The sequence below is a fragment of the Streptomyces tremellae genome (assembly GCF_039540215.1).
Taxonomy (GTDB): Bacteria; Actinomycetota; Actinomycetes; order Streptomycetales; family Streptomycetaceae; genus Streptomyces; species Streptomyces tremellae.
On record NZ_BAABEP010000005.1, the window covers coordinates 63,369 to 76,085 of the forward strand.

Below are 12,717 nucleotides of genomic sequence, written 5' to 3' on the forward strand. Positions count from 1 at the left end.
TGTCGGTGGTGGAGGGGCCGTGCGGGGCGCGACCGCGCCGGTCGGTGTCCGCCGACGGCCCGCCACGTGCCGTACGCGCTGCGGCGGCCGGGGTGTCGGTGGTGGAGGGGCCGTGCGGGGCGCGACCGCGCCGGTCGGTGTCCGCCGAGGGCCCGCCACGTCCCGCGCGGGGCGAGGCCGTGGGGGTGTTGGCGGTGGCAGGGCCGTGGGATGCCCCGTCGTGTCCCGTGCCGGACGGCGCGGCGCGCCGCCGCGCCCCGTACGCAGCGGACGCAGGGGCGGCGGGGGACGGCGGTGTGCCGTGCCCGCTTACCGGCACCACGGCGACGCGGCGCACCAGCGGAAGGGCAGGAGACGCCGGGGCCGCCGGGAGGCCCGGGGCGCCGGTCGCCCGCGCCGCCGGCTCCGCGCCGGGCTCCGCCAGGGGCACGGGCCTCTCGAATGTCAGGGCGCGCTGTACGGGGGCCTCCCCTGCTGCGGGCGCCGCCCCGGCCCCCGGCGCCTCGCCGCCCCGGCCCGGCACCGCGGGATCCGGGTCCCGCCGCTGCCGGGCCGGGGAGCCCTCCGCGCTGCTCCCGGAAGCGAGGCCCCGCGCCCCGGCCTCCCGGACAGGCCGCCGCGCCGACGCGGAACCCGCCGAGGCCCCGCCGTCCGCCGTGCCTCGCGCGTCCCGTGGCACACGCCCGTCCTCCGGCGCCCGGCCCTCACGCTCCTGCGCGCCGCCTGCAGGGGCTGCGGCACGGCGGCGGTCGGTTCCCGGGGCGTCCTGCGTGCCTCGGCCCAGACCCTCGCGGCCCCGTCCGCCCCCTCCAGCCGCGGCGTCCGTGGTCCGCCGCCCTTCGGTCCGTGGGCGCTGCCGGACCTGCGGCAGCGCGCCCTGCGGACCCGCCGCCCGGCCGGCGGCCCCGTCGCCGCCACCGGTGCGCGGCCCGGCCGGGGCGTTCCCACCGGGCGCCGCCCGCCCGCCGGACGACGACGGGGCGGCCGGGGACGGCGGCGGCGCGTGCAGGACCCTGGCGCCCGGGGCCGGAGAGGCCTCGTCGGCCCCGGCCGTCTCGTCGGCGGGGCGCGGCAGCGCACGCAGCAGCAGCGGTCCGCCCGTGCTCGGGGCGGCGCCGTCGGGGTCCGTACCCGCGGGCGGCCGGACCACGCCGCGCACCAGACCCGCCGGCGCGGAGCGCAGCACCCCGTGGGCGAGCCCCGTGTCGAACGACGGGTCGCGCCACGCGGCGAGGCCGGAGCGGAACACCAGCCCGTCGCTGACCGCGAGCGGCTCCCGGGACAGCGTCAGCACGGGTGCGCCCGCACGCCGCCAGCCGCCGTCCCAGCCCTCGGGGACGGCGCCGGGCCCGGCCCCGAGGTGCGGCGCCGCCGCGCCCCCGGACGGTGCGGCCCGTGCGGCGCGCCCCCTGCGGCGCACCATGTCCCGCCATGCCATGTACTCAACCGCCTTCGTTCACACGAGTGTTGATACGGGCGATCTCGCCGGCCCACTGCCGGCGCTCGGCGTGGGTCAGGTCGAGGATCTCCTCGCGTGGCCAGTGGAAGTGGTAGGCGATGTACGCGATCTCCTCCCGCAGCCGGGGGAGCGCGTACGTCACGATTCCCCCAGGCGCCCACCCGAGAGGTCCACCTCGAAGCCGCCCTCGCAGTGCGGGCACGTCACGGCAGCCCGGGTGTGGCCCTCGCTGTTGACGCGGCGGTAGAAGTCCTGGAGGAACGCCACATCGGTCGCGTACATCCGCTCCACGACGCCGACGTGCACGTCGGTGACGGTGCCGATCCTGGTGATCACCTGGCTGAGCAGCACGACGCTCAGGTACGCCGGGTTCTCCTTGACGCGCAGGTCGATCTGGGGCCGCAGCTCGTCGCGCGCGGTGGCGAGCCGCATCGCTCCGTGCCGGTGCACGGTGCCCGCCTCGTCGACGTACCCGCGCGGCAGCTCGAACTCGAACTCGGTGCGCAGCCCGTGGTCCTGGCCGCCCGCGGCGGGCGCGGCCGGAGGCGGCGCGGGGGCCGCCGCGGGCGCGTCGGCGGCGGGCGCCGTGGCCCGGAGGATCTCGTCCAGACTGCCCGCTGTCACCGTACGGCGCCTCATTCGACGACGATCTCCTCGAACACGATGGTCACGGACTCCGTGGCGGCCGAGGACTCGCCCGCCTTGAGCGACGGGCCCTCCCACCGCGACGCCCAGCCCTGCATCAGCTGGATGCGGCGGACCGTCTCGCCCGTGGAGTCCTTGATCTCGATGGTGAGGTTCTGCCGCGCCGTGTCCACGGCCCCGTTGTTCAGCGTCTCCTTGATCCACTGGGTGAACTCGCTGCTCTGGTCGAGCCCCCGGGTGATCGTGATCTCCCCGGCCTGCCGGGCGCCCGGCTGCTTGCGGATGATCTGCTTGCCCTCCGAGCTGACCTGGCGGACCTCGACGACCTCCTCCTCGACGGTCAGACCGCTGATCTCCTGGATCGACTCGACCAGGTAGCCGCCGAGCTGCACGCCGAAGATATGCGTGGAAAGCGCATCGCCCTCTGCCATGACTGTCTGTCACCTTCTCTCGCTGGTGCGGGGTTGGGGAGCCTGCGGCCCGCTGCTGCCCGGCGCGCTCGCCGTGCTCACCGCGTTCGGCGCGCTCGTCTCACTCGTCGACGAGGCTGGTGCTGTCGGAGAACTGGGCGAGCCTGAACACCACGAACTCCGCCGGCTTCACGGGCGACACGCCGATCTCGCACACCACGCGGCCCTGGTCGATGGACTCCTGCGGATTGTTGTCGCGGTCGCACTTCACGTAGAAGGCCTCCGCCGCGGTCTGCCCGAACAGCGCGCCCCTGCGCCACTCCTCGGTGAGGAACGCGCTCGCGTTGCGCCTGATGCTCGACCACAGGCGGTCGTCGTTGGGCTCGAACACCACCCACTGGGTGCCCAGGAGGATGGACTCCTCCAGGTAGTTGAAGAGGCGGCGCACGTTGAGATAGCGCCAGGCCGGGTCGGAGGAGAGGGTGCGGGCGCCCCAGATCCGGATGCCCCGGCCGGGGAAGGCGCGCACGCAGTTCACCCCGATCGGGTTGAGCAGGTCCTGCTCGGCCTTGCTGAGCCGCAGCTCCAGGTCGACCGCGCCCCTGATCACCTCGTTGGCCGGGGCCTTGTGCACGCCGCGCTCCGCGTCGCTGCGTGCCCACACGCCGGCGACGTGGCCGCTCGGCGGGACCGTGGTGTTGTGGCCCGACGCCGGGTCGAAGACCCGCACCCACGGGTAGTAGAGCGTCGCGTAGTGGGAGTCGTATCCCGCCTCGTCGTTGCGCCAGGTCCGCACGGCCTGCGGGGAAAGCCCCGGAGGGGCGTCGAGCACGGCGACCCGGTCGCCCATCTGCTCGCAGTGCGCGATGACGGCCAGCTGCACGGTGCGGACACCCTCTGCGTCGAGGTCGCCGCGCTGGTAGGCGCTCATCAGGTCAGGGACGGCGACCATGGTGATCTCGTCGATGGTCTCAAGTCCGGCGAACCCGGTGCGGGAGTCCGCGTCGCCGACGTACTCGGCCGGGTCGAGCCGCGTGACCTCGCCGGGGCCAGCGGCGGGCGCGGGCGGCGCGTCCGGCACCGCGACCGTCTGCGCGGCGGGCTTCGTCTGGCTCGCGCCGCGCTGCTCGGTGACCTCGACCAGCTTCGAGGCGCGCGCCTGGTTGAGCAGATACCCCTTGACGTTCTTGCGGGTGGAGGCGTCGTACGTCTCGACCACCTGGTCGCCCTGGCGCACCAGCAGCCGGAAGCGGTCGTCCGGCGGGTTCTCCCCCTCAGCCTCGGCGACCTCGACGGACACCCCGCTCACCCCGGGCCGCGCCGCGACGAGGAAGCCGCCGAGCTCCACCGGCTGCGCGGCAAGCCGCCCGCTGCCCCGGGGCCCGCCCGCCGCGGGGGCCGAGGCGTCGTCGGCCGAGCCGCCGACCCGTACGACGTACGCGGCGCCACCGCCGTTGGCGAAGTACCCGTACAGCGCGTGCGGCAGATACGTGCCCCGGGTGAAGCCACCGAACTGACGGGTGTACTGGTCCCAGCTGGTGACCAGTGTCGGTGTGTGGAACGGGCCGTCCTCGGCGAAACCGACGAACGCGGCGACGGCGGTGCCGACCCCCTCGATCGGCCGGGCACCGGACTGCACCTCCTCCATGTACACGCCTGGGGTGAGGTACGTCGCCATGCTCGCTCCTTCACGGTCCTGCGGCCTCGGTGTCCCCAGCGTTGTCGCAGCCCGCCACCGGTGGCAGAGGACGCCGGGCCCTGCCCGGGGGCAATCGCCCTGCCCGCGCGGGCGGTTCCCGCGGTCCGCGCGTGCAGGGTCAGGCGCCCGCCGCCTGCGCGAGATACGGCCCGAACTCGCCCTCCAGGACCAGGCGGCCCAGCTTGCGGTACTCCCGCGCGACCGACGCCACCACCTGCGCCATCGTCAGCGGCGTGCCCGCCTCGGCCGACAGGTAGGCGGCGGTGACCGCGCAGGACCTGATCGACCCCCCGGCCAGCTCGAACCGGTCCGCGCAGAACGCCAGGTCCAGATCGCCCGCGCGCGGCAGCCGGCCACCGAGGCAGCGCTCCCACAGGGCCAGGCGGTGCGCCGCGTCGGGCACGGGGAAGTCCGCGACGACGTCGAGGCGCCGGGTGAACGCCTCGTCGAGGTTGGCCCGCAGATTGGTGGTGAGCACCGCGACCCCGTCGAAGGACTCCATCCGCTGCAGCAGATAGGCCGACTCGATGTTGGCGTGCCTGTCGTGCGCGTCCTTCACCTCGGAGCGCTTGCCGAAGATCGCGTCGGCCTCGTCGAACAGCAGCACCGCGTTGACCGCCGACGCCTCCGTGAAGATCCGCTCCAGGTTCTTCTCCGTCTCGCCGACGTACTTGTCGACCACCGTGGACAGGTCCACCACGTACAGGTCCATGCCCAGGTCGGCGGCGACCACCTCGGCCGACATGGTCTTGCCCGTGCCCGACTCCCCGGCGAACAGGGCGATCACCCCCCGCCCCCGCCCGCCGCCCGGCCGCATGCCCCACCGGCCGAGCACCAGGTCGCGGTGGCGGGCCCGTACGGCGAGTTCGCGCAGCTCCCGCAGCGTACGCGGCGGCAGCACCAGGTCGTCCCAGCCGACCGCGGGCTCGACCCGGCGGGCCAGCCGGGCGAGGCCCGCGCTGTTCTGCGCCCGCACGGCGGCCCGCAGATCGTCCCGGTCCACCGCGCGGCCCGCCAGCGCCGCCGCGCGCACCGCGGCCTCCGCGGCGCGCCGCACCTGCCCGGAGTCGAGGCGGTGCGCGGCCACCGACCCGGCGAGCGCCTCCGCGTCCGCCGCCCGGTCGCTCCCGCCCGCCGCCTCCAGCGCCTGCCGCCAGCGCGCCGCCTGCCGCTCCGGCGGCGCCGCGGCCACCGTCAGGGTCAGGGGCGTCCTGGCCGCCCAGGAGGGGTCCCAGCCGTCCGCGCCGTACGTGAGGAGCGGGACGTGGGCCAGCGTGCCGCTCAGGGTACGCAGCGCGTGGGCCCGCTCTGACGGCCTTTCTGGCAGTGCTTCCAGCGGGCCGAGCACGACGCCCGCACCGGTCAGCCGCGCCTCCCTCGCGGCGATCGCGGCCAGTTCCGGCAGCTCGCCCGCGCGGCGGCCGAGCGCCGCCGCGTCCAGGACGAGCGGGCGGCGGCCGGCGGCGCGCAGGGCCGCGCAGGCCAGGCCCTCCGGGGCGCCGCCGCGGGTCCGCAGGTGCACGTGCCCGGTGCCACCCGCGAAGGACGCCGCGGCCTGCCCGGCCTGCGCGTCGTCGCAGGACGGGTCCGCCGTCTCCTCGCCGAGCACCGGCACGAGGCGCGGGTCGGACGCGGCTTCGCCGAGCAGGTGCGCGGTGACCCGGTCGGGCACGGCGAGCACCCGGGACAGCGGTGGCCGCTCCGGCTCCGCGACCTCGACCAGGCCGCCGGCCGTCAGCGGCGCCCCGGGAGCGAGCCGGAACCGCGCGGCGGACAGGCCGCCGTACCCGCACAGTTCGAGCGCGAGGCCGACCGTGGCCCGCCTGCGCGTCAGGTCGTCGTTGAGATAGCCGTAGAGCCGCTCGAAGCGCGCGTCGAGGTCCGGCGCGAGTGCGACGAGCAGCAGGTCCACGTCGAGCGGCGTGAGGCCGAAGTCCCGTGCCAGACGGCCGAGTACGGAGCCGGGCGGCGGCCCGCCGCCCGGCAGCGGCGGCAGCGCAGGCCCCGGCGGTTCGTCGAGGAGGCGGCCGACCGCCTCCGGCGTGAGGTACTGGCCGCGGTACGGGTCGTCGGGATCCGGGTCGGCGGCCCGCCGGACGGCCACGGCGTACCGCACCCGCTCCTCGACCAGCCGCAGCCGCCGCCACAGGTACGGCGCCGTGCCCGGGTCCGAGGGCGCGGCGGGCCGCGCGGTGTACGTCACGGCTGGCGGTCCCCCCGGCGGCGCGCGGGCCGTGGACGGCGCTCGCGCGGCCCGCCGAAGCCCTCGCCGCCCGGGTCGGCGATCCCGGTGTAGCGCAGGCGGCGCGCCGACTCGGCGGCCTCCGGGCCCGCCTGTGGCACCGGGCGGACGACGAGCCCCTCGGTGACCGGCGGCGCCGCGACCCGGCGGATCCCGGCGAGCGGCGCCCGCACCCGCACCCCGAGCGACGGCCTGAGCTCGCCGCCCAGCGCCGACCACACGTCGGAGGCGGCCGGAGCGTCGAGGCCCGTACCGCCCGCGTCGAGGCCCACGATCAGGCCGAGTTCGGCGAGCGAGCCGGTCAGCAACTCAGGGCCGAGCGTGTCGGTGGACACCAGGCACGCCAGGACCTGGGAGAGCAGCCTGTGCTCGTCCCGCGGCCGGCTCGCCCACGCCGTGACCAGGTACGTCAGCTCGAACCAGCGCGCCGGGGCGCGGCGCGCCACGACGTGTCCTTCCTCGTCGTACACCTCGCCGCCGCTGCTGCCGCGCCGCGTGTTGTCCTCGCGGATGTCGTACAGGAACACGCACACGGTGGGTGCGGTGCGCCGCGCGGCCCAGTCGCGGGTCGGCGCGTCGAAGGCCACCTCGACGCCGGACGCCGCGAGCCCCGAGCCGTCGAGCAGGGCCCGCAGCGCCTCGTCGACCTCGTGGATCACCGGCGCGTCACCTCGTCCGGCGGCTGCACCGTCCCGCTGACGACCAGGAAGTCCGTGGTCACGGGGGAGAACCCGGGGCCGCTCGCGGTGATGGTGCGCGGGCCCGTCTGGTCCTTGGTGAGGATCAGCAGCTGCCCGATGAACGTGCCGTCGGGCACCGGGACCGTGGGGGCCGCCGCCGCGGTGATGCCGGGCTTCCAGCGGAACCGCACCGGCACGCCCGGCGGGAAGTCCTTGCCGCGCACCGAGGTCACGAAGCCGGGCTTGCCGATCGGCGGCACGGCCACGATCTTCGGCTGGAGGATCCGCAGCGGCCTGCTGGCCGAGTTGTCGCCCGGGTCGGCGTCGGTGCCCGTGGTCGTCAGCAGGCCCGTCACCCGCGTGCTCACCGCCCGGGTGGGGGAGAGGACGACGGTGAGCACCGTACGCGCGCCCGGCGCGAGGTCGGGCAGCGCGCACGAGAAGCCGCTGTCGCACCCCGGCGGCGGCCCGTTGTCCGGCACGCCGGCCGGCAGCCCGAGCCGCAGCCGCAGCCCTGTGGCCAGCGCGTTGCGTCCGTTGCTCACGGTGTACGTGACGACGACGCGGCCGCCCACGTATCCGGGCTCCGGCTGGGCCGTGACGCGCACCCCTGGCCCCGCGAGCGGCGGGGGCGGCTCGGCGGGCGGCGGCGCGGGCGGGCCGGTCGTCGGCGGCGGCGGGGCGGGCGGACCCGGCGGCGCGGGTGCCTCGCGCACCGGCACCACGGTCGTGGCCGCGTTGTCCCCGGGATCCGGGTCGATGACGGCGCCGGTGACCGACCAGCCGACCGGCTGTTCACCCGGGGTGACCCCGGTGACCGTCACCGTCACGGGGACGGTGCCGCCGGGCTCCACCACGCCGAGGTCGCAGGTGAGTCCCGCGGTGTCGCAGGTGCCGCCGGGCGCGGTGAGGCCCGTCACGGTGACCCCGAGGGGCGGGGCGACGGTCAGCCGGGTGCCGGGCGAGGCGGCCGGCCCGTGGTTGACGACGTCGACGCGCACGGCGCCGGTGCGGCCGACGACGACAGGTCCCGACGTGCCCGGTGCCTGGACCGCGAGGTCCACGGACTGCTGCACACTCGGCTCCTTCTGCCGCCCCGGCAGCTCGCCGGTGAGCGGCGTCAGGGCTCCGGTGGCGATGTCGACGCGGCTGAGCTTCTCCGGGCTGTTGGCCGCGACCTCGGCACGCGAGCTGAGGACCAGGCTCCTGCCGTCCGCGCTCCACGCGGCGTCGCGCGGCTGGAAGGGGCCGGTGGCCGTCGTGTCGGGCAGCTCGCGACCGCACGCCCCCGGCAGGCCGCGCGCGGCGGCGGGCAGCAGGACGTGGCAGTCGTCGCCGGTGAGCGAGGTGAGGAGGATGCCGTCGTCCTCGTCGACCCGGCCGCCGCCGTTCTTCCGGTTGAAGGCGACCGTCGTGCCGTCGGGCGAGAACGCCGGGCTGTCGTCGATGACCTGGCAGTCGCCCGGGCAGTGCGCGATGCTCAGGTCGCGCTGCCGGTCGAGGTGGTCGACCGGGACGGTCCACACGTGCTTGTTGCCGCCGTTCCCGTCGATCACCTCGGTGCGGGTGAAGGCGAGCACGGTGCCGTCGGACGACCAGGTGGGCTGTGCGTCGCCGCCCGCGGTCTCGCCCGCGGGCGGGGTGATCTCGCCCTTGAGCGCCCCGGTCGCGGCGTCCGCGATCAGGACCCGGCTCGGCCCCGCGTCCGTGCCGACGCCGCCGGGCGACGTGCGGGTGAAGGCGATGAGCCTGCCGTCGGGTGAGAACGTCGGGTCGGTGTCCCAGTCGTGGTCGCCGCGCCCGGCGAGCGGCATGGGGCGCGCGTGCGAGCCGTCCGCGTCCGCGAGCCAGATCCGTTCGATCCGGTCCTGCGTGTCGCCCTCGAAGCGGGTCAGCACGATCCCGCGCCCGTCCGGCGTGTAGTTCTGCCGCTCCGTCCACGGGTCGTACGGGGCCGCGGGCTGGAACAGCGGGTCCTTGGACGGGTCGGTGTTGGTGTCGGCCGCCGGGTCCTCGGTCAGGACGGTCAGGCCGAGGTCGCGCGGGTCGGAGCCGTCCTGGCGGATGTCCTGGAGGGTCGCTGTGTTCGGCCCGGACGCGGTCGTGCGGTCCACGACCGAGGTGCCGCCGTCGACCGGCCCGAGCCAGGTGACGGAGCCGACGTCGCGGTTCTCGCTCAGCACCAGCGTGGCCGTCGCGTCGGAGTGCGCCGTCGCCCGGTAGACGTGGTTCCAGTCGCCCTCGCAGACGCAGACGATGATGTCCTGGCTGAGGAACAGCACACCGTCCCCGTCGGGCAGCCACGCTGCCCCGTGGGTACGCCAGCCGGCCTGCTCGCCGGAGAGCAGCGGGCCTCCGCCGCCCCCGCTGCCCGACGCCCAGCGCAGCCTGGGGCCGTCGGCACCCGTCGACGTGTAGGCGATGATGTCCCGGTTCTCTTCGTCGTCGACCGGGTTCCAGGCGGGCTCGGTCGCGGTGCCGTCCGCCGGGTCGGTGACGCGCCGTGCGGTGCCGCCCGCCAGCGGCCGCACATAGACCTGCTCCCCGGCGAGCGCGTCGGCGTCGCTCGCGTAGGCGAGCCGCGCCCCGTCGGGCGACACGGTCGGATGCTCCTCGTCGGCGGGGGTGTCCGTCAGCCGGGTGAGCCCCGTCCCGTCGGTGCGTACGAGCCACAGGTCGCGCTGTGTGCCGCCGCCGGTGCCGCCCGGCTCGGCCGAGTCGAAGACGACGGACCGGCCGTCCGGGGTCAGCCACGGGTGGGCGGCGTCCCTGCCGGTGGTCAGTTTGCGTACGGAGCCGTCCGCGCCGCGCAGGTAGACCTGCGGGTTCTTCTCGTCGCGACGGCTGGTGAAGACCAACTGGCCGCCGTGTGCCTGGGGTTGGACGTCGTAGTGCACCGGCCCCGCGCCGAACAGCGGGACGCTCGAATCGGTGGCCTCCACCCGGCCGAGGCTGCGGTGCTGCGTGCCCGCGTACGCGATCCGGGTCCCGGCCGCGCTCGCCGCGGCGGGCGCGGCCGCCCGCACGGTGCGGGGCCCGGCCGCTGCGGTCACCGCGAACAGCGGCACCATCAGCAGCAGCGCCATGCCGATGCGCCCCAGGCGGCGCCGCGCGCACCCGGAGCCATCCGTGCCTGTCACGGCCCACCTCACCGTCCGAACGCCGCCGTCACGCATACGCCCGCCATCCTGGGCGCGGGACCCCGGGGCGCGGCAGGACCGGCGGGGCGTACCCGGGGGAAGCGGCGGGTGCGCGTTCGGGCAGCGGGCGGGCCGTCCCGGTCCTTCAGATCAGGCCGTTGCGCAGCGCGTGGCCCACGGCGTGGGCGCGGTTGCGCAGGTGCAGCCGCGTGATGACCTCGTGCAGCACGTTCTTGACGGTCCGTTCCGAGTACGCCGTCTTCCTGGCGATCTCCGCGGTGTCCAGGCCCTCCGACACGAGGCGCAGCATCTCCGCCTCCCGCGAGGTCAGCGTCGACAGGGACGCGGCGCGCGGGTCGAGGGTCGAGCGCTGGAGGCTCCCGACGTGGCTGAGCAGCTTCGCGAGCAGGTCGCCCGGCAGCATGCCCTCCCCGTTCGCGATCGCGAGCACCAGGCGCAGCAGCCGGTCCTGGTCGGCCTCGGCGCGCCGCAGCACCGCGGCCACGCCGGAGTCGATGGCGCGCTGGAGCGCGTCGCCCGACTCGAAGGTCCCGACCACGAGTCCTGTGCGGGTGCCCGGGTTGTGCCGCAGCCGGTTCAGCAGGGCGGTCGTCTCGTCGTCCACGGTGTCGACCGTCACGAGCGACACCTGGGCGGTGTCCGCGCCGGCATCGTCGACCAGGTCGATCTCGGGGCGCTGGCGCAACTGCTGCACGATGCCCACGTAGAGGACGGGGTCGGGCGCGTACACGGCGACCGAGACCCGCGCGGGGCGTCCTGCGGGCGCGGGCCAGCGCCCGGTGTACTCGGGTGCGGGTGCGGGTGCGCTTGCCTGGGGGCAGGTCATGGTCGGGTACCTGTTCCTTGAAGCGGGTGAGGGTGGGCGGCGGCGCGTCGGGAGGGCGGGGCGTCCGCGGAAAGGGCGGCGGTGCCCAGGCGGTGCCCAACGGAAGGGGAGGCCCAGGGAGCTGTCCGGGGCATCGCGGCTGCACGGCGCCTTGCCCTCGCGCCTCTCCAGGGCGGCCGCGGCGCGTCGTAGCGTCGCCGCGTGACGTCTCCCGCAGCCCCCTCAGGTCCCGGCGCGCCCGGCCTCGGCATCCCCGAGGTGTCCGTGACGCCCGGCGGTGCCGCATCCACCCGACTGACCGTCCGCAACGACAGCGACATCGTCGAGGCGTACAGCCTGGAGGTCGTCGGCGACTGCGCCGCCTGGGCGAGCGTGGAACCCGAGCGCGTCTCGCTGTACCCGGGCACCTCGGAGACGGTGACGATCAGACTGGCACCTCCGCGCTCGCCGGAGGTCAGGGCGGGCGAGGTGCCCCTCGCGGTGCGCGTGCTACCCACGGAGCATCCCGAGGCGGTACGGGTTCCCGAAACCACGGTGCGCGTCGAGGAGTTCCGGCAGCTGCGCGCCGAGATCGCACCGCGCCGGCGCCGCGGCTGGCTGCGGGGCAGATACCGCATCGCCCTGCGCAACGAGGGCAACTCCACGGTCCAGAAGGGGTTTTCGCCCCAACAGCCGGGGGAGGAGCTGCGGTTCGCGTTCCGTCCCGCGGTGCGGAAGCTGGAGCCCGGGGAGTCGGCCGAGGCCGGGCTGCGGGTGCGCACGGGGAAGCCGGTGTGGTTCGGCAAGCCGGTGGTCTGGCCCTTCACGGTCGCCGTCACCGAGAGCGGGACGGCTGCTGGGGGGCGCGAGCAGGACGCGCCGGGGGAACTCCAGCCGCCGCTGGACGCGGAGTTCGTGCAGATCCCGGTCTTCCCCAAGTGGCTGCTCGCGGTGCTCGCCGCGATCCTCGCACTGCTGCTCGCGTGGTTCGCCCTGGTGCGGCCCGCGGTGCGCAGCACGGCCAAGGCCGCAGCCGACCAGGTCGTCCACCCCAAGGAGACTCCGGCAGGAGAGGGCACCCAGGCATCCGGCGGCACGGGAGACCAGCCGGGCGGCGGCTCCGGCACCCAGCCGGGCACCGGCGGCGCGAGCCCGGGTTCCGGCACGGGCACGGGCACGGGCGGCGCAGGCGGGAGCGGGGGAGCGGACGGCAGCGGGGACGGTCAGCAGAGCTCCGCCACCATCGACCTCCAGACGGCCGGCGGGGCCGACAAGACGGGCACCTACAAGGTCCCGCAGGGCAAGGTCTTCGGCATCACGGACATCGTCGTCGCCAACTTCCAGGGCGACGAAGGGGTGATGACCATCAACTTCGGCGAGCGCAAGATCACGACGATCGCGCTCGAGACGTTTCGCAATCAGGACTACCACTGGGTCACCCCCATCAGAATCACCGAGAACGACACGGTCACGGCCCAGGTGACCTGTGCGAAGCCGGGCACGCCTGCCACCGGGCGGCGTGCGCGGGAATGCCACGAGGTGCTCAACGTGAGTGGGGTGCTCAGCGACACGAGGTGAACCAGGCGTCACCGACATCGTGGGGCGCGAGGAGGCGC

At 75.7% G+C, this 12,717-nt stretch carries 9 protein-coding genes and 1 pseudogene; 1 reads left to right on the forward strand and 9 read right to left on the reverse strand.

The features are described 5' to 3' along the window. The 9 genes and pseudogenes from ABEA77_RS06200 to ABEA77_RS06240 all read right to left on the reverse strand — a co-directional run. Positions 1–1,438, reverse strand: a pseudogene (locus ABEA77_RS06200) (hypothetical protein); the annotation flags it as partial. Positions 1,439–1,442: 4 nt separating this feature from the next. After that, a complete protein-coding gene (locus ABEA77_RS06205) occupies positions 1,443–1,601 on the reverse strand; it encodes a DUF6760 family protein (RefSeq protein ID WP_345642323.1) in 159 nt (52 codons plus the stop codon). Then, entirely contained in the window at positions 1,598–2,098 is a 501-nt protein-coding gene (locus ABEA77_RS06210; RefSeq protein ID WP_345642326.1) for a hypothetical protein, read from the reverse strand. Before ABEA77_RS06210 ends, ABEA77_RS06205 begins: the two co-directional genes overlap by 4 nt. Next, positions 2,095–2,535, reverse strand: a complete 441-nt coding sequence (locus ABEA77_RS06215) for a phage tail protein (RefSeq protein WP_345642329.1) — start codon at positions 2,533–2,535, stop codon at positions 2,095–2,097. Before ABEA77_RS06215 ends, ABEA77_RS06210 begins: the two co-directional genes overlap by 4 nt. A gap of 100 nt (positions 2,536–2,635) precedes the next feature. Further along, positions 2,636–4,192, reverse strand: a complete 1,557-nt coding sequence (locus ABEA77_RS06220; protein ID WP_345642332.1) for a phage tail sheath family protein — start codon at positions 4,190–4,192, stop codon at positions 2,636–2,638. A 139-nt stretch (positions 4,193–4,331) separates the two neighbouring features. Next, the gene (locus ABEA77_RS06225; RefSeq protein ID WP_345642335.1) at positions 4,332–6,416 is read right to left on the reverse strand and encodes an AAA family ATPase; all 2,085 of its coding nucleotides are present in this window, start codon (positions 6,414–6,416) and stop codon (positions 4,332–4,334) included. Further along, complete coding sequence (locus ABEA77_RS06230; protein ID WP_345642338.1) at positions 6,413–7,114, reverse strand: Pvc16 family protein; 702 nt, start codon at positions 7,112–7,114, stop codon at positions 6,413–6,415. The genes ABEA77_RS06225 and ABEA77_RS06230 overlap by 4 nt, the downstream gene beginning before the upstream one ends. Continuing rightward, positions 7,111–10,275 carry a hypothetical protein gene (locus tag ABEA77_RS06235; protein ID WP_425588209.1) on the reverse strand — a complete coding sequence of 1,055 codons (3,165 nt, stop codon included), beginning with the start codon at positions 10,273–10,275 and terminating at the stop codon, positions 7,111–7,113. The genes ABEA77_RS06230 and ABEA77_RS06235 overlap by 4 nt, the downstream gene beginning before the upstream one ends. A gap of 145 nt (positions 10,276–10,420) precedes the next feature. Next, positions 10,421–11,122, reverse strand: coding sequence for a helix-turn-helix transcriptional regulator (locus ABEA77_RS06240; RefSeq protein WP_345642341.1), 702 nt, complete (start codon positions 11,120–11,122; stop codon positions 10,421–10,423). Positions 11,123–11,323: 201 nt separating this feature from the next. On the opposite strand from ABEA77_RS06240, the gene ABEA77_RS06245 reads away from it, so the two are divergent. Continuing rightward, positions 11,324–12,679: a COG1470 family protein gene (locus ABEA77_RS06245; RefSeq protein ID WP_345642344.1), complete on the forward strand. Its 1,356-nt coding sequence runs from the start codon at positions 11,324–11,326 to the stop codon at positions 12,677–12,679. The last annotated feature ends 38 nt before the right edge of the window (positions 12,680–12,717 follow it).

What these genes read in the sequence shown, in the direction of transcription:
- ABEA77_RS06210 (WP_345642326.1), bottom strand. Translation starts at nt 2,098, where the DNA reads ATGAGGCGCCGTACGGTGACAGCGGGCAGTCTGGACGAGATCCTCCGG.
- ABEA77_RS06220 (WP_345642332.1), bottom strand. Translation starts at nt 4,192, where the DNA reads ATGGCGACGTACCTCACCCCAGGCGTGTACATGGAGGAGGTGCAGTCC.
- ABEA77_RS06215 (WP_345642329.1), bottom strand. Translation starts at nt 2,535, where the DNA reads ATGGCAGAGGGCGATGCGCTTTCCACGCATATCTTCGGCGTGCAGCTC.
- ABEA77_RS06240 (WP_345642341.1), bottom strand. Translation starts at nt 11,122, where the DNA reads ATGACCTGCCCCCAGGCAAGCGCACCCGCACCCGCACCCGAGTACACC.